Raw genomic sequence first — 20,943 nt, 5'->3', positions numbered from 1 at the left:
CCACCTTCACGTAATGACATCCTGGCGTTCATTCGCGCCAGCCGTCCATTTTGCCAATGATGTTGGCATACTCTTCATAGTCTTCGGTAATTTTAATATTGTTCGCGCGCGCATGATCTCGGGCCCTCGGTATAAATTTCCTGCACCGGCGATCAGACCCACTGAAATACCCTTTTTTCGTTGGGGCGATGATCCATTTGCCTTTTTGGTCAATCAGTCCCTCAGCCCAAACTATGAAATAGGCGCTTTTTAGTGCCGCACCCCTAAAGGCACCGCGCCCTTCTACACACGTATAAGGTATTACTTCGATCTGTTCTGCGGCCTTTGCGATACCGTCTTTGTAGTAAAGGATCAGTCTTTTCGAGAAGGGGATAAGCATCCTGCCATCTACTCCCCTGACGCCCCATTCGCGGTTGTCATTTTTGACAATTTCAAATGTTTGGCTTGCAAGAGAAGTAACTTCGCGAATTTTTTCCGTGTATCTCTTGTACCAATTAGGGTTGCCCGCGCCTTTAGTCATATGAACATCAAGCAAGTCATAATCACGTGACTGTGGTAGTTGACCAATATAACGCACGCCTTCGCTGCGAAGTCGATTAACTCTTGTTCGCACTGAACTGGAATTATTGTCACAAACAGCTTCCTCACTCATGCCGATCGCTTTGTGAGTGCGCATGGCATAATATGTTTCGGGTTCGCCGACCCAGTGCCCGAACTTATTAATTTCTCCATCAAACCATACGAATATAGTACACGGGTAAGGGTACCTGCCGGTCGTAGTAAATTTATCAACTAATGATAACTGTGTCGCACGTGCACGGCCGTTTTCGTAGGCGTAGATGCGGTTGTAGGTGAAGGGAATGATGGCCTGTCCGTTTGCATTCAGCACCGCGTATCGGTCATCTTCGCGTCCTTCTCCGCCAAAATGGACGACAATTTCACCATTGGTGTTATTAATTGATGCCGTAGGTTTTGCAGGGGCTACCTTTGGCTCAGGCTTCTTCCAGCAGTCATTACTTTGATCAGGGCAGGCCCAAAAATCGTCCTCGTCAGATTTTTCTGCTTCCTTCCAGAAATCATCTTCGTCAGATTTTTCGTTACTTTCAGATTTTTCTGCTTCGTTCCAGAAATCATCTTCTTCAGCCACTTCTTCCTCATCCGCATCTTCTTTGTCGTCCCAGAAATCGTCCTCTTCTTCTTTCTCTTCTTTTTTTCTGCGCCAATATTCCGCAGCAATATTGTTAAGGGAAGTGGTTGGAGGAACTATTTTAGTGACCTTAAGAGGAGTAGATCTATCAAAGGTTAGTGAGTCTGCGGCAGTCCAAGTGTTTTTGATCCAAGTATTAACATCCCCGTTTGGCGTAAAAATAGGCATCATGAAAGTTTGCCAATCCTTTGGCCTACCAGGTGATAAAACAAAGCCATTTTCGCCAGGTTTTGGGATTTGAAAATAGGGCGTTTTCTTTAATTTCACCTCAAATTGAGTGGCTGCTGATTGGAGTTCAAACAAATTTGGAGACGGTGAAGGACGGTCAGATTGTTGATCACGAGCAGCATAAAACGTAATCGTCAGTTGGATATCCTCTGGTGTTAGCGCATCGAACCGTTTCAATAAATCAGGATACTCGGACAACCTATCACGGGTTATCGGATATTCACCGCCACTTTCCCCAAAGCGGAAACTGTTGCTGCGTTCCCATTTTAGTTTATGTGCATAAACAATTTCACCAAACAGGGTCCACCATTCGATATCAAGCTCAACCGCACTGACAAAGCTATTGCCTGAATATATGGCTTGATAAAGGCCACTCGATCCATCGACACTTAGTTTGGTGCTAATACGATTATCATCGGTTTTACGGGCGACCTGTGCTTGTGCAGGTATCGTTGTAGTTGAGACAAGTATGAGTAGGATCAAGGACGCTAGCCAATAGGCCTTATTCCATAAAATCGCTGACGGTGTAGTGTTGCAAGCCATTGATACCCCCCTAAAACGTAACCGAAATATCGATTTTCTCGCCGAAACGATCAATTGAGTAGATAGAGGTTCCACCAGAGGGTACAGCGCGGATTAATGACAATAGCTGTGCATTGGAAGAAATCGGTGTGCCATCAATAGTATCAATATAGTCACCTGGTTGGATACCCGCAGCTGATGCAATTGAGTTAGGATTAACATAGTTAATTATAACCCTATACCCCCTTACGGTATAGAATTTGACCCCAAGCCTCGCTTTTTCAGCGGCTATTTTTTTCTGGGCTTTCTTGATGTTAATTCTAATTGTTTTGGTTTTATAGCCATTTCGTTTGGAATTCAGACGACGCACCTTAATGCGCGCCTTGTCCTTTTTCCTGAGCTGAGCCCAAAAATCCTCAATGCTGGAAATTTTTTGGCCATTAACTTCAAGAATATGATCCCGAGATTTCATGCCGCTTTTATTGGCGGCATCACCGTTAAAGGCGTGAAGGACTTTTATTTTACCGTCTGCATCCGACAGAATAACTCCTATTGGGTTATTACCACTTCTTCGTACTGCTGTGGCCTCGGCCATGTCGGCCTCTTGTAGCCGTTTAAGCGCTGCCTCATGCTGACGTTTTAATTCTTCCTGTTGTTTTCGTTTTCGTTCGGCTTCTTTTTGTTTGCGCTCGTCTTCTCGCCTTTTACGCTCTGCTTCTCTCTGTCGCCTCTCTTCATCGGCTCTTCGCTTTGCCGCTATCCTGCGGGCTTCTGCCTTTTTCTTTTTCTCAATACGCTCCTCGATTTCCAATTGGATTTTGGCAACATCACGCAGGATATCTTGTGGTGCTTCATAGTCATAAAACCGTTCAATTAGACGCTGGGCCTGCTGGTCTTTTTTCTGTGCATACAGAATTTTGATTTCCAAGCCTAAAAACCTACCATCGGTTTTCCCGCGTAGCGCTTCTGCGCGTTTTAAGGCCCTATAGGCTTCATCATACCTTTTGTTTTCATATGCATCCTCGGCAACAAAATAAAATGCACGTGCCTGCTTATCTGATGACTGCGCCGACGCATGCTGCGGGCTAATGATAAGTATCCCGATCAGGAACAATATAATTGATAAGGGTACCAGTCCTTCATTTAATATTTTATGTAGTTTTGTATGCATCATGCCCCTTAAAATTTAATCGGCAGCAGTATGGTTTTACCAAGCCTGTCAATGGTGAAGACAACGACCTGTCCTGTTTCTATCAGTGTTATCTGTCTTAAGAACTCTTCGGTTGACGTAATTTTTGTGTCACCAACCGCTAAAATAAAATCGCCCGCTTGAATGCCGCCCCTGGCTGCAGGACTTTGTGGGGTAACAGTCATCGCCAGTATCGGATATGTTTGCGCTTGGCCAAAAGCTATACCTAGTTTGCCTTTTCGCGCCGCAAATATGGCCTTCGCCTTTTCCATGTCTATTTTGATGGTCTTGGTGACCAGTTTACTTCGTTTTGCATTAAGCTGTTTTACGCGTAGACGTATCTTTTTCTTTTGATCATACAGTCTAATGAACTGCTTAGTAGATGTTATTTCGATCCCATTCACTTTTAATATATTGCTGCCAACTTGCAGACCATTTAGATATCCCGCACCATCTTCAGAGGCCTGAATGATAGTAAGAATACCGCCGTCGTCAGATATAGTTATGCCGAGGCTGTTGCTTTGGTTGTCGCGTGCTATCCTTGCCGCTCTATGGTCGGATTCGCGCGCTTTTTGAAACTTCTCGGCTTCCTCGCGTTTCTTTTTTTCAAGCCGAAAACGCTCACGTTCCGCTTCACGGCGTTTGCGCTCAATTTCTTGCCGGCGCCGTTCTTCAGCCCGCTTTTTTTCTGCGGCAATCCGTCTAGCTTTTGCCTGTTGTTGTGAGCGAATTCGCTTCTCGGTTTGAAGCTGGATTTTGGCAATATCCCTGGCAAGGTCTGCTGGAGCATCATGTGCGTAAAACCTATCGATCAGTCTAATGACCCGTTGATCTTTTTTCTGGGCAAAAAGGATTTTGATTTCAAGCCCCAGAAATCTGGCATCGGTCTCACCGCGCAATTTTTCTGCACGCTTTAATGCATCAAAGGCATCACTGTATTTTTTATTTTCATATGCCTCTTCTGCAACGAAATAGAACGCGCGTGCCTGAGCGTTATTATTGGATTGTGCAAAGCCGGTTTGTGGACACAAACCAAAACATAGGAAGATTACTAAAAACAAACGATGTTTCATGAGTATCTTTTTAACCTTATATCAATTGATATATAACTTTTGTTATCAAAGGTTTCTTAAATACACCTTAATGTCAAATAGTCTTGTTAGGTATGATGTCCTACTTGGGTAGCGAAAACCTGTTCCGCTATCCCAACTTTTAAAAGGTATAACTGTCTTGCATGCTAAGATATTTCACGTACTAGCGCGCGCTCACGATGCTTAAGGGCCAATCCCAACACAGCAAAACCAATAATCATCATCAGCCATGTCGCTGGCTCTGGTACGGCGGATGTAAATACTACGTTAGAAATTCTATGATTTTGAAGCCTTACGCTTCCCAAACCCCCTATGTTAATCGTTTGCGAGGTAAAATTTCTTGCCCCACTGTTATAATTATCCGCCGTAAAATTAAAGATGCTTGGCGAGGCAATGGTGTCAATATCGGGTCTGCTTACGAATTGAAAGCTAGGCAAGAGTATATTTCGAGTTATGCCATTAAATGTACCAGTCCTTAACCCGCCTTGGACAAAGATATCAAAAAAATCGGTTCCGAAACTATTGTTAATTATGCCTATACGTTCAGAGGATCCACCGCCAAACGTGAAGGTTTGGTTTCCGATAGTCGCTATTGTGCTTTCGATGCCATAAAGTGCCCGATTAAATTCTCCGGTGACTGGGTCGGGTGTGTCGGTTAAAAAGGGTGTTGTATTAACACTAAATGACAGCACAAAAGCACCATTAACAACTGATTGTGTCCCGTCAAAACCAAAACTTGCTGCAGTTGATGTATTAAAAAAATTGGCATCTGCAGTCAGCTCAAATGTTGCCGATTGCGCATTAACTATGCCGAACGGCGATAAAATCACCATTATTGCTAATAATATCTTTTTCACTTTAAACTCCCGTTTTAGTCTGAACTCAATTTTTCGCCCGATAAGTTTCAGTTGTGCCTATCTTGCATTTTTCGTTATTTTTTGTGTGTATTGTTTGTAACGCGATTATTTTTTTTCGTCGTCACCCATATGGGGGATGCGCTTCAATAAATATTATGTAAAATTGATAAATACAGGTTCTGAGAGTGGCGTATGAGTGACGAAACGACGATCAAGGCCTCTAAGGAAGATATCGCGGTAAAGCGCCTTGAGGTTACAAATCTTATCTATGATTTTATCAATGATACATCTTTGATGCCGAACTTGATTGATGGATTGGCTGGGCTTGATGAAATCGATCCAAATGCTGATGATATCTTTGAAAAACTCAGTGAAGCCAGTCGTTTAGCAGATAAACTGCATGATATCCCCGATATAGATATAACGCGTGATGTTGGTTTACTTGTCGTCGGTGTTAATCATCATGGTAATATCGCTTTGGTTCCACCGGGAGCCGAGGATTGGCTCGGTAAAAAGTTTAAACCAAGCAAGCAGGGTATCGATTGGCTGACAGATCAAAATGGTATGCGCTGCCTGGCTCATTATATCGAGTTTGGTGCGAAAAATCATTTACCCATTCATAAGGCATTAATTGAAGGCCTGAAAAACAAAATAGTTGTGACCTTAATTGCTATTTACCGATTTGATTTGTCAGAGTCTGCTATGAATGCACTCAAGGAGCTGTATCATTTAACTCCGGCAGAAATGCGTCTATGCAATCATTTGGGGCAGGGCTTAAGCTTAAAAGATAGCGCAGTTCAGTTAGGTGTTGGGGCGGAAACCAATAGAACGCATTTAAAGCGTATCTTTCAGAAAATGGGTATCAACAGTCAAAATGAACTCGTGAGAATTATCACCCAAATTTCTGCGGCTTCCTCAATCTATGACGTAACGCGTAAACATAATCTAGATCTTGTCGATAATCAGAAAAACAGTATTCAAACCACTCATACAGCCTACATCAGAACACGGCACGGCAGTAAACTTTGTTACTCCTGTTATGGTGATCCAGACGGAGAGCCCTTGCTCTTCTTTCATCACACCATTGGGTGTCGGATTTTAAGCGATGATATGATCAATGATGCATACAAAGCCGGTAAGTTAATATACACATTCGACCGTCCCGGTTATGGGGGATCAGAGCCAATTGATAATTATTGCCCTAAGATATTAGCAGAATGCACGGAGGACTTTCTGGATGCACACGGTTTACAGCAAGTAGATGCGTTGGCATTGGCAATCAGTGGTAGAAGTGTATTGGAAGCCATCCCCTATATGAAAGGTAGGATGAAGACGCTGGACCTGTATTCCTTTAGGGGCGTTTCTCCGCCTCATGATCCAACACATATCTGGAACCACTTTATTTATCTTTTAATTAAGAACGCAAAATATGTTGGACCGATGGTGCGATTATTAAAATCAGCTTTTACCAATCAGTCAGTAGTTAAAAACATGCAATCTGCTTATGGTTCTTCGCCACCAGATCAGCAGTATGTTTCTAATCCCAAAAACTGTTTCTACTTATTAAATGTTTTACAACTTGCCTGCAGTCAAAATGGTGTAGGCCCAAGCTATGAATTTACTAATTTGCGAAAAGAATTTAGGGCAAATAGAGATGATTACTCTGATACTCTTATTAGGGCATTTTTTGGAGAGCATGATCGATATAATCCCCTGGAAGATGCTCAGGATTTTCTGAAACAATTCCCTAACCTCAGTGTCAAATCTGTTCCAAATGCAGGGCAGCTCTTTCTGTTTGCTAGGTTCAAGGAGTTTTTGTCACTAGCCCGATAATTGGTAAATTATTGAATTGATTGATTAATACATATTCTAGAAAATTATTGCTGGTTTGAGGATGATAACTAAAGCTGCACTGCCCTTTGTAAAGGTCTTGTATAGGCCTATTTCACGATTAGCTCCGATACCGGTTTAGCATCATAGTATGTGATAAGTACTTCTCTCAATTCTTTGATCTCCCGCATAGGAAAGGTTTTGTACGAAGTCGGCTCTGCTATAATACGATCTAAATAGTCTAATAGTGTATTTGGTGTTTGGTCGAAATCTCGGACGGTTATTACATTAGCATCGATAGGAAAACGTTTTTCGTCGGAAAAGAAAAACTCAAGTAAGACGACGTTAAAAAACCTAAGAGATACGGCCCTGTGGAAGATATGCTCAGGACGATACGTATGGTGATCGTTTGTGCAAATGAACTTAGCACTGTTCTGATTGAAGAATTCGACCCATCTGGCTTCGTAGTTCGGGGTGTTCCTGGTCCAGCCATTGTAAGCTAGAATTGCGTTTTCGATATCAATGTCTATGGATAAAGTGTTTCTTCGTGAAGCTAATGAGAGCATTCGGCAAACATCACCCACCAGTACATTGAAGCGCTCATTCTTACTAATCTCAGTTTCTTGTGCATCTGTTGCATTCACACATAAGCATGGCGACATCAACGCAAACAGTATGATCGTGAAAAACTTAAGTCTCAATTCTACAATTCCTTTTCAGAGCCATGTAAAATAATATTGGTTCAACGGCCATTCTGAGAATAGGCACAACAAACTAATCGGGCTTATTCTGATGGTTGACTATTTAGTAACATAGGCCCTGACCATTCTGCAATTAATCCCAAGTGTGCCATTTTCAGTTTTCCGCTGGCAGTTCATGGCAATGCTATTGTTAGAGCAATGGGGCAGATGCTGAGACTTCGAAAATTATGTGGCCTTTGGTTCATACTTTCTGGGTATCTCAAAAATTGTCTCACATTATACGGTTGGTTTTATATAGATCACTAAGTAATCAGACTGGGCAATAGTGATCAATGTATATTGAGTATTAACAAGTTATTTCTGGTTTGAGGATGATAACAGATATGACAGTTTAGGCTTTAATTTACTTTCTTGTTTTCCGCCAAGTTTTATCTTGGTCATGATACCAGCTTTTGTATCTATTGGTACCGACAAGCATGCCATGAGATATAAATGGCCCATGAATGACTTCTTCCGTGTCATTGAGCATATCGGAACCAATATGATATATTTGGTTACACAATTCATCGCCGTTTTTTATGTCTTCAGCGATAACCTCAATGTGCTTGAAATGTTTGGCATAAAACTCGTTTGCTACTTTAACGCCTCTTTGCCAGGTTTTAGCTCTAACTAATAAATTAGTGTCCTTTGTACATTCCAAATCAGGATTTAACTCATCTAACAATATACCAACGCCCCAACGGCTGACTAAAAATATGTCCATAGCTTTATTCTCTATCATAAAATATTATTGCTAGACATTGGTTGCCAGCAAAATAAAGTAACAGCAATGTGCTAATTTTTTATAACTTGGCTGCGGAAAGAGTATTGCATATGACGATGACAATGAAACCTCATTTGTTCGCTCATGTAGTATCCGCGAGTTTATTGGCCTTCGTAACGGCGAAGGCTTTAGCGAATGATGAGGGCTGCATTAATCATGTGGCGGTGGAACCGTATACAGATGCCCAGATGGTTACGGATAAGGTTGATGCTCAGTCTCATGAAATGAATATCAAACATTTGAAGGGTTTATTGAAAACTAGCGTTGGCTCTACGGTAACACTTCCTATGGGATCGTTTTCCATGGGCATTTTAGACGGGATGGATGACGAACAACCTGTGCATAATGTTACAATTGATTATGAACTCGAGGTTGGATTGTATGAAGTAACATTCAATCAATGGGAAGCCTGCGTTGAGAATGGTGGTTGCAATGGCTATCAACCAGTTGCTGAAGGTTGGGGGCGAGGTAATAGACCTGTTATAAATGTATCTTGGGTCGATGTTCAGTCTTTCCTGAAATGGCTAAACAGTCTTGCTAGGGAAGCAGGTGATGCAGGTGGTTGGCGCTTACTCAGTGAAGCTGAGTGGGAATATGTGGCCGCCGCTGATCAACCTGAGCAATATAGCTGGGGCGAGTATCTTGGCACTAATAATGCTAATTGCAACGGATGCGGAAGTATATGGGACGAAAAAACAACCGCACCAGTTGGGTCGTTTAAGCCCAATGCTTGGGGGTTATATGATATGCATGGTAATGTATTTGAATGGGTAAGTGACTGTTGGAATAACAATTATGAGCGAGCTCCAACTAATGGTCAGGCTTGGTTATACGGTAATTGCGAAAGGCGCGTTATCAGGGGTGGATCGTGGTATTTTCCTCCCAAATTTATGCGCGTGACAAATCGGTATTGGTTTAACCGTGATATTCGCGATTTTAATGTTGGATTTAGGACCGCAAGGACAGTCAATAAATAGGCATGGAACATCAACTGTGATAAAAAGGTTTGTTAACTAATAAGGACTAACAAATTTTATGATTCATTCGCCCGGCAATGTTAAACAACTCATTAGCCTCACTAAAAAGAAGAATGTTAAGTATCTGTTTTTTTGGGGGCATAAGCAGCGAACACCCGAAGTTACAAAAACGTGCCTTAGTCAATGGTATCCAAGCCCCTTTTATCATAACCCTAATGATCAATCTTCTACAAGATATGCTACGGCTGAACATTATATGATGGTGCAAAAGGCGGTTCTTTTTCACGATTACGATATTGCGAAAAAGATACTAGCCGATGATGATCCAGCGAGAGCAAAAGAACTGGGCAGACAGGTCTCCAATTTTGATTCAGCAATTTGGAATGCGAAAAATTACTATACGGTTTTTGATGGAAATGTATTAAAGTTTAGTCAAAACCCTGAACTTAAGGATTATCTGCTGTCAACTGGGAAGCGTATACTCGTTGAGGCCAGCCCTAACGATAAAATCTGGGGTATTGGCATGACTGAGGATCACAGTGATGCATGCAATCCAGCTCGTTGGAAGGGAGAGAATCTACTCGGCTTTGCGCTTATGAAGGCAAGAAGTTACTTGCTGAGGAAGAGATAGACAAGCAATGCGGGTTGATGAAATTACGCGGGATTTTTTGCCGACATTACTAGGGGCTATAGATTTTGACTGACTGTATCGAACCCACCTTGCAAGTTGATGGAAAATCTGTGTCTGTAAAACTCCTCAGAATACCGCCAATGGATTTGAGCAGTAGCCGGGCAAGTATGCAGCCTTGTAAAATTCTTCTAAAGATACCGGCCCAACAGATTTGTGATGCGGCAAAAGCTGAATGGGAGGCTTATGCGATACGATGCATGCGCGAAGAAGCGAGATTGGATAGGCCAGACGAAGATGATTGGGTTGCAATGGCTGGTTACCCTCCTTTAGAGGAGGTCATACAGGACCAAGAGGAACTAGATTTTCTGTTTGGACGCGGAGGGCGCTTACGCACAGTAGCCATTTCAAAAACATGTGATTTTGATAATCAAGAGGTCTGTGTTGAAGACAAGAAACACTATATCTATTTGGATAATATCAGGGTTGAGAAGATCGACAATTTCATTGTCTGGTCTGGCATTGGTTATCGCAGTTTAAGATGAATGCATGCTCCCGCAACCAAAGCAAAAAAACCTCAGTCCTTTGGACTGGGGTTTTTGCTTTTTTGGTCACGTGAATAAGCTTTGAACCGTAAAGGTTCATATGGAGCAAGGCGTTAGCCGAAGCGGAATGATGAGGACACCCAAAATCGTGACAAGACTAATCCTACTCCCGCAACCAATAAAACAAAGGTCCGCCATCCGGTGGGCCTTTTGTTTTATCTGGTAGGTGGAGATGGTACTTTGTATCTACTGGTTCGGGCGAAAAGCCGGGCAACAGCCAAGCTTCGAGATAACACGTGGAGGCGCACCCCCCGACCGCGACCACAGCATTAGTTTTTAGTGCCGAGAATTCAGCCTGAATTCTTTTGGGTTAGGTTTTATCATTGACGAAATTCGATCCATTTCTGATATGGGGCGCCGTAATGCTTGATATAGGCTGCCGGGCTCCAATCTTTATCGCGGCTAGGGCTGTTTTGTCGGCTATAATAGGCTTTGACAGTTTTGGGGCCAATTGGCGACGCTAATGTTACATCAGTATGAGAAAACTTGTCATATTCGTGCCAGATCTTTTTTCCGTCATGGATGAATAAACGGACCAAGGTTATTTTATCATTAGCAACTTTATAGTGGCTGTGCGCCCAAACGGGTTGTTTACCGCCACCATATCGATTTGCAAGCCCCGCCTGTGATTGAATAATCAGTAAGTCACCTTTTTGCTTCCAAATGTTTCGTACCATACCGGGGTTTACTGTCAGGTTATTTGGTTTTTGAAATTGCCAATTCTGTCTTACGACCTGACCATCAGGAAAGAATGTATATTCAAAATAAAATTGTCGGGTGTCGCCGTAGGCGGTCTTTACATCATTGTGCCATTGATAAGAGCGGCCAGATACATTGATGGCCTGCTCAGTATTCTGAAGGTTTGTTGGCGGTGTGAACTCCGCTGCATAAACAGGTTGCTGAATATTGAGGCAAGCCATTCCTGAACATAATAGGATAAGCCATAGTTTCATTTGATGCTCCTGTATCGAAGGGGGCGGGCAATCGGGTACCAGAGTTCTCCCGATGAATGCGTTAATGGAGAGTGTTGTATTTGGTCAAACAGCTTTGATGGAGACCGTTGATTGAGACCAGAATATTCTATGCCCACCCTGTTATATATATTGGCGTATTTGATGATTGGGAGAACCCGCGCACATTAAGGGCTGTGATCAAAGGAAACATAACTGTTTCGATATGCGCGAGTTTAATCCGTTTATGCGAAATGTTTATGCGTAAAACGCCTGCGCTTGAGTTGAAGACCAGCAACAGCAAAACCAATAATCATCATCAGCCATGTCGCGGGTTCAGGGATAGCGGAAACAGCGGAAATAGAAGTGTTTGCAAAGCGAGCAAAACCTGCTGAGCTTCCAAAGCCGCCTGGGTTTGCATTAGAAGGTGCAATAGTTGTAAATGCGCCGATATCATTTATCCCTGCGGACGTGATTAAGTCAGCTGAAGAGTTGAAAGCTACAAAGAAACTTGTAATTGTGGTCGATCCAACAGAAACGTCAGAGTTTCCGATCAGTTGTAAGAAGTCGCCCGAAATGTTGCTTCCTTTTCGATCTATAAGTCGAACTATGTTGGAAGTGGTCACATCGCCGGTTATGTTTCCAGTATATGAAAAAGATTGTGAGCCAATATTTACATTAAGGTTAGAATACTCGAACTGCACAAGGTCTTGTATAGAGTTACTGATTTCAACCCGAGTTCTGGGGTTAGCATCAACAGTAAAATTACCGTCGACACTACCGACCAATGTGTCAAAGCCAAATACCGAAGCTACCGTGAGGTTTTGGAAATTCACATCACCAGTAAACCTGAAAGTTTGCGACTGCGCGTTTGCAGTTGTCCCAAGCGACAACAATGCAAAAATGGTTATAAATATTTTCTTCACTTAAAACTCCCGTTTTCAATCTGTACTAATTTATCGCCTGATAAGTCTTTGTGCTGCCTATTTTGATTTGCCTTGTCCTTCTTAGGACTTATGTTAAAGCGTTTATTCTCCCCCGTCGTCACCCATATGGGGGATAACCTCTATAAATATATGATAAATTTGATGGATGTAGCTTTGACACAATCAAAAGGTGCTTTCACCTGGCCTTAAATTTATGGCTTTGGCCACAATCAACTGTCCGTTTGCTGCATTTTAAGTTTAATCGGCTTATGCGGACTGTTTGCTGACAAAACGCCTGCGTTTGAGTTGAAGGCCAGCAACAGCAAAACCAATGATCATCATCAGCCAAGTTGAGGGCTCAGGGATACCTGAAATGAGTGAATAGCTTATATTTCTAAGAGATACCGATCTATTATCTTGAAAACTTATGAAGCCAGTTCCTGTGCCGACCAAAGGACTGTCTAGTATTTCCATTAAACGTGATGGGGCAGTAGAACTGGTGGGTAAATTAACGGTAGAACCTAAGATAAAAAACAGGTTGCTTATACCGCTAGTTGATAACCCCATATCTTCCCCCAGAAGCAATTGCGCAGATGTGCTTCTTCTAAACCCTCCTCTAAAACTTTCATTTTCTGTAACACGTAAAAAGTTACCTTGATCACTATTTCCTTGGTAGGATAATTCTTGATCACCAATTCTAAATGTCAAGTTAGTGAACTCATAATCGCTACTCTGTTGAATCAAGAAGCGAGAAGAATCGGATCTACGATCAGAAGAAAATGCCTCTGTCCCAATATTAATAGTGAATTGGCCAGTAAAAGTAGTTGCAAAATTAATAAGATCAATACTTTCAGGCGATGTGTCGAATATGGAGCCAACCTCTCCTTGAAAACGGAATGTTTGGTTTTGTGCTGCTACTGCTGTTCCAATAAAAAGAACGCTGGCTAAAGACATGTATATCTTTTTCATTGTATTTACTCTTCTTTCAGTCTGAACTTTGTTCTGTTTGCCCGAACGTATTTTTTTGCCTTTTCACCCACTGGATTATGCAAAGAGTGAAATTTTATTATTATTTTAGGTAGATTAGAGCAGAGATGCCGTTATGTATTGACAATTTTGTCCATATTCTTTTGATAATAATGGACATGTTCTAATGATTTAGTGGTTTTTTGTATGTTCACAGCTTCGGCCCCTTATATTCAGTGTTTTTATGATGCAGCAGTTAGTAAGGGGGCAGATAGGGAAACAATGTTGGGGGTATTAGGTGCCACTGATGATGCTTTCCTCAATCCTGTTTTCCGGTTTGATTGTGACCGTGTGATTAAAATGCTGGCAGCCGCGGAATTGGAAACGGGCTGTAAATCAATTGGCCTTGAAGCTGGTTTAAACTTTACGCCTGCCACATTCGGGGATGTTGGTTATGCGGGGATTTGCTCGCCAACCCTTGTGGATGCAGGGAAGACCAATTCCAAGTATGAAAGTTTGAACCAGCAATTTGGCCGAACGAAAGTAGTTGTTGAAGAAGATACGGTTCGCACCTATTGGCACCCCAATATCGAAGCCGATAACCCAGAAGCCCTAAGGCCAATTATCGAAGCGGTTTTCACCGGCCTTGCTAATGTGGGGCGCTGGCTATTGTGGGCGTTTAAGGAAGAGGCGATGGCAGTGCACTTTAGGCATCAAAAACCATCAACGCCCGACCCTTATGAAGAGTATTTTGGCTGCAAAGTCTATTACGGCCAAGAGGTCGATTTTCTAGAATATAAAAAAGGGCTTGCCCAGAAAAAATTGCCACAACCTAACCTTGAATTACTGGAAATCCTGAAATCACGGCTTGATGTTGCGCTGCGTAATCTGGAAGTGGATAAATTAACCACAGGCAAGGTGCGCCAATGTATCAACCATATGCTTCCAACCAAAGCGCCCAAGATTGAAGATGTTGCCGATATGTTGAATGTTAGCAGTAAAACCTTGGCCCGCCGTTTAAGCGGGGAAGGGACGTCATTCAGGGATTTGCTTCAGGATGTCCGTATCCAGAATTATCATTTTATGAAGGAAGAAGGCGGGAGGTCGCTTAGCGAAATAGCACATGCCCTAGGTTACAGCGAACAAAGCAGCTTTACCCGCGCTTATCGCAGCTGGTTTGGCAAAGCCCCAACGGAATAATCATTTGGGTGTGAGTTTACAGCGAAAGCGCACTAGCGCCGACTTTGCGTCCGACTAAACACAGGTTTAAATATAAAAAACACCCCGGTCTATGTGGCTGGGGTGTTTTTTGTTCTGTATCTTTATTAGATACCTTTGGTCATATGTGTAAGCACTGAAATATATTCAGGCTATAAATCGCTACAAGAATTATAGGCAGTTTTTGATAGCATTTACCACATACGGTATTTTCTGTTCGGTTAAGCCAGCAATGTTCACACGGCCATTAGACGGCATGTAAATAGAACTGTCCTTTTGCAGCAGTTCAACCTGCTGCGGGCTTATATTCAACATTGAAAACATCCCAGACTGATTAGCCACGTCAGCAACGTTTGACCCAATATCTATTGCTTTCAAGTGACCATCGAATAACGACCTGAGGTGAAGCATGCGTTGCTGCATTTCTATGAGCTCGCTTTTCCACTCTTCTTGTAAATTTTCGCTTTCGAGAATTGTTGTAACTATCGCAGCACCGTGCGAAGGTGGCATGCTATAGCTTTCACGGGCGATTTTATTCAGGTGTGTGACAATCGCTGATCCACAATCCTGATTGTTGCCTTTAACAAACACAGCCCCGGTTCTTTCACGGTATAGTCCGAAGTTTTTGGAACAACTGTATGTTAAAAAGGCTTCTGGGCAGGCTTGAAAAATTGAACGTACCAGAATGCTGTCTTCCTCCAGTCCGTTTGCAAACCCTTGATACGCCATATCAATGAATGGAATAAGAGACCGTTCATTTATAATCGAAATCAGCTTATCTGCTTGGTCTGTTGATATATCTGCGCCAGTTGGATTGTGACAACAACCATGAATAAGTACAACATCGCCTTCTTTCGCATTTTGAAGGCTATCACACATCGCAGCAAAATTTATAGAGGATGTGGCATGATCATAATAGTCATAGACTCGGTGCTCTAGTCCTGCTGCGCCGATTATGGGAACATGATTGGCCCATGTTGGATTGCTTACCCAAGCACTGGATTGTGGGCTGTTGGCGGCGATTAAATCAAACCCTAGTCGCAGGGCCCCGCAGCCGCCAGGCGTTTGAACCGCACCAATTTTTCCATGCCCGAAATCAGATAGGCTTTCACCAAAGATTAGTTTTGATACATGTTCGATGAAACCGGGGTAGCCAGCAGGTGATACATAAACCTTACTGCCTTCGGTTGCGGCCAGATGATCAAACGCCTTCTGCACAGCAGACATAATTATCGTTTTACCGTTATCGTCCTTGTATACGCCGACCCCAAGGTCAACTTTCTCTGGGTTTTCATCCTGTTGATAACGCGCTGAAAGCCCAAGAATAGGGTCCGCTGGTAGTTGTTTTAAGTCCTGAAGCATTAGTTTGCCTTTAGCCTGTCATTCTGATAGCTGCACCTGTGATGCCGCTACTTTTCTCAGATAATAAAAAGTTAATCGTATTTGCAATCTGCCCAGGTGTGACCCATTCACTGAAATCAGCGTCAGGCATGTCTGACCTATTGGCGGGCGTATCGATGATTGTGGGTAAGATTGTATTCACTCTGATTTTTTGACTGCGTAATTCGTCACTTAAGGCTTCACTCAATCTGCTGACAGCGGATTTTGATGCTGTATACGCCCCCATGCCTGCGTTCGCACGATCGGTTGCTGCCGCACCAATATTGATAATTGAGCCGCCATTTTTGGACATAAGGCGACTAAATTCCTTGCAACTATTCAGCGTTGTCATCAAATTTCGCTGCCACATGGTCTCCCATGTTTTAATTGAGCCATCATGCAGTGTTTCCCATGCGAAGCCGCCCGCTATGTTCACGATCCCATCGATTATAGTTTTTTCCTGATCGAGAGTATCCGTAATTTCCTTCACGGATGCTTCCAGTGTCAAATCGACATCGCTAAATAATGAATGTGTCTGAAAGCCCTCTGGTGGGCTGGCTGCATGATCAATTGCTATGACATCGATGCCTTCGTTTGCGAGTGTGTCGCAGACAGCTCTGCCTAGCGCTCCATAAGCACCTGTTACTATAATTTTCATCGTTATCTCTTTTACTCTTGTGTATTGGCTTATTTTCTTATTGGTCCCAGTCATACCCCTGTGTCCCCCAAAGGGGCAAGATGCTTAAGAGTATAATTGAAAATAAATCTGCAGTTTTTGGGTTTGTAAGTCGCATCTCACAGAACTTGGTGTGTTTGTACAGGTGACTAATCAGTTATAAACTTGAGATAATAGGGGCTACATTGACCAACTTGCCCCTGTGGATGGTATAGTACTATCAGAATAGGGTGCGGAGTATTAATTGTGGCGATGTTGCTTTATAAGCAGAATTGATTAAGTAGTTTGCTAACCAGCGTCACTATAAAGAGGGTTCATAATACCAGAACTCTCATCAACTATTTTTAGCGGTCACTTTCATCCAGTGGAATTGCGTACAGTTCCATGCGGTGGTCAACAAGCTTGAACCCCATTTGCTTTGCAATCATTTCCTGAAGCTTTTCAATTTGCTCATTATTAAATTCCAGTACTTCGCCGGTTTCCACATTGATCAAATGATCATGATGATCGTCGGATAAGGGCTCATAGCGCGAACGTCCGTCACCAAAATCGTGGCGTTCCAAAATACCTGCGTCTTCAAATAACCGAACGGTTCGATAAACCGTTGCAATACTGATCTCATTGTCAATCTCTGAGGCACGGCGATAAATTTCGTCTACATCGGGGTGGTCGGTCGCATTTGTTAGAACGGCGGCGATCACTCTGCGTTGCTCGGTCATGCGCATCCCTTTTTCCATGCATTGGGTTTCGATATCAATTCTTGAATTCGGCATAAGGATTATCCTTTCTTGGCTAATGCATTCGTATTTTTGAGGGCTAGAACAACGCTAACCAAATTATAGATTAGGTTTTCCATGCAAAATATTTCCTAATGAAGTTAACAATAAAAATGATATTGATAATTATTATTATTTGCAATAGATAAAATGTCATTGTCGACCTTTTCAAGGTTATCCCCAGAAATTCGGCTCAAAATACAACTCATTTCAGAAAATAATGTGACCATGCGCAAAGGAATAGTGCCATGAATATCAATGTTGATTTAAAAGCAAAACAGCCGGCTTCAAATGGCCCGACAGAGGAAACGGTGATTGCCGTCACTCACTATACAGATTTTCTTTTTTCTTTCAGAATAACGCGCCCCAGTGGGTTTAAATTTAGATCCGGCGAATTTGTTATGATGGGCCTTCAGGTGAATGGGAAACCGTTGCTGCGTGCCTATTCGATCGCGAGTCCAAATTGGGATGATGAGCTTGAGTTTTTTTCGATTAAAGTGCCGGATGGTCCGCTAACTTCACGTCTGCAGAAAATTAACCCGGGTGATAAAGTCCTGTTAGGGCGTAAACCCGTTGGCACGCTTGTTCATGATGCATTGAAACCTGGTGAGAACCTTTATCTTTTCTCAACAGGGACGGGATTTGCACCCTTTGCCAGTATTATCCGCGATCCTGAAACCTATGAGAAATTTAATAAGGTTATCGTAACTCACACATGCCGTGAAGCGATTGAGCTTGATTATAGCAAGCAGGTTGTTGGTAGCGTGATAGAGCATGAATATCTGGGTGAGCTTGCCAATGGAAAGCTTTACTATTTTGATAGTGTTACCCGCGAGCAATATTTCAGAAATGGTCGTATCACCAGCTTTATTGAAAATGGAGAACTGTTCCAGATGCTAGGATTAAATGGCCTAAACCCTCAAACAGACCGCGCTATGATTTGTGGTTCTAACCAGATGATTGCAGATACCAAAACCCTATTGGCAGCGGCTGGATTAACCGAAGGGTCAAACGCGGCACCCGCCGAATTTGTCGTGGAAAAAGCGTTTGTTGGATAATGAATGCAGAAGTGTAATGTTAATCTGCATTAGTTAACCCCAATACTATTTGAGTATTTCCACTAGTGTTGACGCGCACTTGCTTCTGAACTACTGCTTTATGTTATGAAAATACTGGAAAGTAGCTCGCCACTAATCGTGTATATGGATATTAAAAGTCCTTATGCCTTTGTCGCATATCGGCAAATTTTGGCGTTAGAAAAAAAACTAGGTCTTGAGTTTGATTGGCGGCCACTCACCCTTGATATCCCAAGCTATTTGGGATCTGCTGAAAAGAAAGATGGTCAGGTAATATCCTCGAAGGCGCGTAGCCAGCATACGTGGAACATGATCAAATATTCATATCATGACGCCCGCCGCTATGCAGAACGACAAGGATTAGTGCTTAAAGGAACCGAAAAGATTTGGGATTCCAGTATCGTAAATATTGGAATTTTATGGGCTGCCCAAAAAAATCGCAAAAACCTGAGTCAGTATTTCGAAGCTGTTTATCCTGCCTTTTGGCGCAGAGAGTTAAATATCGAAAATACCAATGTGGTGATGGAATGTTTGGAGCAGGCGGGTGTTAATTCTGACGGGTTTGAAGACTATCAAGCGGATGAAGGGCGCGAAATTCATGACCGATTGAGTGAGCATTTTCATAATAACGGCATATACGGTGTTCCCACATTTGTGCTGGACGGTGAAGTTTTGTTTGGCCGCGAGCATATCCCATATATCCGGTGGATGCTTTCTGGCTGTAAGGGCGAAATGCCTGATATTGCATATGAGATCGCGCCGTGTTGACAGTATATATCGACTTTAAATCCCCTGCTTGTTATTTGGCACTTTTGCCCACACTTGCCCTTGCTGAAAAATATCAGGTGGATATTGAATGGCGAGCATTTAAGACGGTTGAACGCCCGATACCAAAGTTGGCTGGTCGTGAAGAACTTAGCCTGAGGCATAATCAAGTTCGTGACCTTTCAAAGCGAAAATTGTTTGAAAAATATGCGGAACGGCAGGGGATAGATTTAAAATTCCCCTCGCGATCGCAAGAACCTAGCTTGGCACTTGCAGTCCTAAACCAGCTTTCAGCAAAGCGAACTGATTTTGTGAAATTGGCGTTTAAGGCCTTCTGGGAAGCTCATGAAAATCTTGATGACGCTGATGTTGTCAAATCGTTGCTGGGTAAATGTGGTTTGCCACAGGATAGCTTTGATGAGGATAAAGTCCGACAACAGTATGACCGCGACCTAGAAAAAGCCTACGCGAGTGGAATTGTGGAAGCCCCAGCATATTTCATTGATCAACAGCTATTCATCGGCAGGGAACATTTTCCCTGGATAGAGGAAATCCTGAACTCCAAGACACGTTTCAAAGACAAATAGGTTTTTCGGTTTAAATCCTCACCGAAGTCTATTGATACAATTGATACATTTCTCGACATATCTTTGATACATTGCACGCATAAAACGCTATCGAAGCCATCAAACACAATTGGCGAAATAGTAAAAGATAAGACTGAAAGAAGATGTATCATGAAACTGAAATATTATTTGATCAGCGTCATAATGGCCTTTGGGCTATCGAGTAACGCATTTGCACAAACCACTTTTTATTCGGACCGAATGGACTTTGAAGCCGCTGTTACGGGATTGGTATTGAACACATTTGATACTGTTGTCGATAACGGAGACACAATCGATTTCGGTACGGGAACATTTTCTACTCCCATTGCAACGGTCAATGATGGCAGTGGCCCTTTCGATTCCTTTTACGGCGATGGTGTTTCGATCAGCAATGAAACGGTTCTAAGCGATAATACCTTTGTATTCGAATTCGATAGCCCAGTTCATGCTGTTGGTTTGGATATCTTTGATTTGGGCACACGGGCACGGTCAACTTTCACGGTTACGACGTCAAATGGTGATGTTGATCTGATAGCAGAAAACTTTGTTGGTGAACGTGGTAATCGTCTCTTCTCGGGCTTAACATCTGTGGAAGGGATTACCTCGCTTACTTTTTATAATTCTTATTTCATAGGTGACAGTAATTTTGATGACGTTGTCGGGTTTGATAATCTGCTTCTCGCTCGATCATTTTCACCAACAGTTCCAGCAGTCCCTGAGCCTGCGACATGGCTAATGATGATTATTGGCTTTGCTGGGATTGGATTAAGTTTACGCAGACGCCATAATATCGAATTCTGCTAACTATTTTTAACCTGGTTCTTCAAATATACTCCCTGAAACCTTGATCGCCCCGACATTGTCGGGGTGTTTTTTTATGTAAATCATGGATGAAACAACGGTTGATACAATTGATACATATCTCGACATACCATTGATACATC

The 20,943-nt window shown here is 42.7% G+C and carries 20 protein-coding genes; 9 read left to right on the top strand and 11 right to left on the bottom strand.

Going from position 1 to position 20,943, the window contains the following annotated elements; all coding sequences use genetic code 11:
* Positions 1–28: 28 nt before the first annotated feature.
* From KFF44_RS11295 to KFF44_RS11280, 4 genes are all read right to left on the bottom strand, one after another.
* A complete protein-coding gene (locus KFF44_RS11295; protein WP_255934366.1) occupies positions 29–1,978 on the bottom strand; it encodes a WG repeat-containing protein in 1,950 nt (649 codons plus the stop codon).
* Positions 1,979–1,988: 10 nt separating this feature from the next.
* Positions 1,989–3,131, bottom strand: coding sequence for a PDZ domain-containing protein (locus tag KFF44_RS11290; protein ID WP_255934365.1), 1,143 nt, complete (start codon positions 3,129–3,131; stop codon positions 1,989–1,991).
* A 5-nt stretch (positions 3,132–3,136) separates the two neighbouring features.
* Positions 3,137–4,219 (bottom strand): PDZ domain-containing protein, encoded by a 1,083-nt coding sequence (locus KFF44_RS11285; protein ID WP_255934364.1) that lies wholly within the window; start codon positions 4,217–4,219, stop codon positions 3,137–3,139.
* 164 nt (positions 4,220–4,383) lie between these two features.
* Positions 4,384–5,094, bottom strand: a complete 711-nt coding sequence (locus tag KFF44_RS11280; protein WP_255934363.1) for a PEPxxWA-CTERM sorting domain-containing protein — start codon at positions 5,092–5,094, stop codon at positions 4,384–4,386.
* 192 nt (positions 5,095–5,286) lie between these two features.
* Here KFF44_RS11280 and KFF44_RS11275 point away from each other — a divergent pair, with 192 nt between their 5' ends.
* A complete protein-coding gene (locus KFF44_RS11275; protein ID WP_255934362.1) occupies positions 5,287–6,927 on the top strand; it encodes a LuxR C-terminal-related transcriptional regulator in 1,641 nt (546 codons plus the stop codon).
* 1,101 nt (positions 6,928–8,028) lie between these two features.
* Here KFF44_RS11275 and KFF44_RS11270 read toward each other — a convergent pair.
* Positions 8,029–8,406, bottom strand: a complete 378-nt coding sequence (locus KFF44_RS11270; protein ID WP_255934361.1) for a hypothetical protein — start codon at positions 8,404–8,406, stop codon at positions 8,029–8,031.
* A gap of 92 nt (positions 8,407–8,498) precedes the next feature.
* On the opposite strand from KFF44_RS11270, the gene KFF44_RS11265 reads away from it, so the two are divergent.
* The 3 genes from KFF44_RS11265 (at position 8,499) to KFF44_RS11255 (ending at position 10,598) form a co-directional block, all read left to right on the top strand.
* Entirely contained in the window at positions 8,499–9,425 is a 927-nt protein-coding gene (locus tag KFF44_RS11265; protein ID WP_255934360.1) for a formylglycine-generating enzyme family protein, read from the top strand.
* A 58-nt stretch (positions 9,426–9,483) separates the two neighbouring features.
* The gene (locus KFF44_RS11260) at positions 9,484–10,056 is read left to right on the top strand and encodes an NADAR family protein (protein ID WP_255934359.1); all 573 of its coding nucleotides are present in this window, start codon (positions 9,484–9,486) and stop codon (positions 10,054–10,056) included.
* Between the two features lie 65 nt (positions 10,057–10,121).
* Positions 10,122–10,598 (top strand): hypothetical protein, encoded by a 477-nt coding sequence (locus KFF44_RS11255; RefSeq protein WP_255934358.1) that lies wholly within the window; start codon positions 10,122–10,124, stop codon positions 10,596–10,598.
* Between the two features lie 380 nt (positions 10,599–10,978).
* Here KFF44_RS11255 and KFF44_RS11250 read toward each other — a convergent pair whose 3' ends face one another.
* The 3 genes from KFF44_RS11250 to KFF44_RS11240 form a co-directional block, all read right to left on the bottom strand.
* Positions 10,979–11,611, bottom strand: coding sequence for a hypothetical protein (locus KFF44_RS11250; protein WP_255934356.1), 633 nt, complete (start codon positions 11,609–11,611; stop codon positions 10,979–10,981).
* A gap of 242 nt (positions 11,612–11,853) precedes the next feature.
* Positions 11,854–12,534, bottom strand: coding sequence for a PEPxxWA-CTERM sorting domain-containing protein (locus tag KFF44_RS11245; protein ID WP_255934355.1), 681 nt, complete (start codon positions 12,532–12,534; stop codon positions 11,854–11,856).
* A 267-nt stretch (positions 12,535–12,801) separates the two neighbouring features.
* Positions 12,802–13,503, bottom strand: a complete 702-nt coding sequence (locus KFF44_RS11240) for a PEPxxWA-CTERM sorting domain-containing protein (RefSeq protein ID WP_255934353.1) — start codon at positions 13,501–13,503, stop codon at positions 12,802–12,804.
* A gap of 204 nt (positions 13,504–13,707) precedes the next feature.
* Here KFF44_RS11240 and KFF44_RS11235 point away from each other — a divergent pair, with 204 nt between their 5' ends.
* Complete coding sequence (locus KFF44_RS11235; protein WP_255934352.1) at positions 13,708–14,700, top strand: AraC family transcriptional regulator; 993 nt, start codon at positions 13,708–13,710, stop codon at positions 14,698–14,700.
* A gap of 189 nt (positions 14,701–14,889) precedes the next feature.
* Here the strand turns inward: KFF44_RS11235 and KFF44_RS11230 are convergent, their stop codons facing one another.
* From KFF44_RS11230 to KFF44_RS11220, 3 genes are all read right to left on the bottom strand, one after another.
* On the bottom strand, positions 14,890–16,080 hold the full coding sequence (locus KFF44_RS11230) for an amino acid aminotransferase (protein WP_255934351.1): 1,191 nt from the start codon (positions 16,078–16,080) through the stop codon (positions 14,890–14,892).
* Positions 16,081–16,090: 10 nt separating this feature from the next.
* Entirely contained in the window at positions 16,091–16,756 is a 666-nt protein-coding gene (locus tag KFF44_RS11225; RefSeq protein WP_255934350.1) for an SDR family NAD(P)-dependent oxidoreductase, read from the bottom strand.
* A 362-nt stretch (positions 16,757–17,118) separates the two neighbouring features.
* On the bottom strand, positions 17,119–17,547 hold the full coding sequence (locus KFF44_RS11220) for a Fur family transcriptional regulator (protein ID WP_255934349.1): 429 nt from the start codon (positions 17,545–17,547) through the stop codon (positions 17,119–17,121).
* 251 nt (positions 17,548–17,798) lie between these two features.
* Between KFF44_RS11220 and KFF44_RS11215 the strand changes: the two genes are divergently transcribed.
* The 4 genes from KFF44_RS11215 to KFF44_RS11200 all read left to right on the top strand — a co-directional run bounded on the left by KFF44_RS11215 (position 17,799) and on the right by KFF44_RS11200 (position 20,803).
* The gene (locus KFF44_RS11215) at positions 17,799–18,608 is read left to right on the top strand and encodes a ferredoxin--NADP reductase (protein WP_255934347.1); all 810 of its coding nucleotides are present in this window, start codon (positions 17,799–17,801) and stop codon (positions 18,606–18,608) included.
* Between the two features lie 144 nt (positions 18,609–18,752).
* A complete protein-coding gene (locus KFF44_RS11210) occupies positions 18,753–19,394 on the top strand; it encodes a DsbA family protein (protein WP_255934346.1) in 642 nt (213 codons plus the stop codon).
* The gene (locus tag KFF44_RS11205) at positions 19,388–19,978 is read left to right on the top strand and encodes a DsbA family protein (RefSeq protein ID WP_255934345.1); all 591 of its coding nucleotides are present in this window, start codon (positions 19,388–19,390) and stop codon (positions 19,976–19,978) included. Before KFF44_RS11210 ends, KFF44_RS11205 begins: the two co-directional genes overlap by 7 nt.
* A gap of 150 nt (positions 19,979–20,128) precedes the next feature.
* Entirely contained in the window at positions 20,129–20,803 is a 675-nt protein-coding gene (locus tag KFF44_RS11200) for a PEPxxWA-CTERM sorting domain-containing protein (RefSeq protein WP_255934343.1), read from the top strand.
* Positions 20,804–20,943: the final 140 nt, after the last annotated feature.

The organism is Kordiimonas sp. SCSIO 12610, from assembly GCF_024398015.1.
GTDB lineage: Bacteria > Pseudomonadota > Alphaproteobacteria > Sphingomonadales > Kordiimonadaceae > CANLMI01.
The sequence above is the reverse complement of the archived record's forward strand: the minus strand, read 5'-3'. Positions and strand labels throughout refer to the sequence as shown.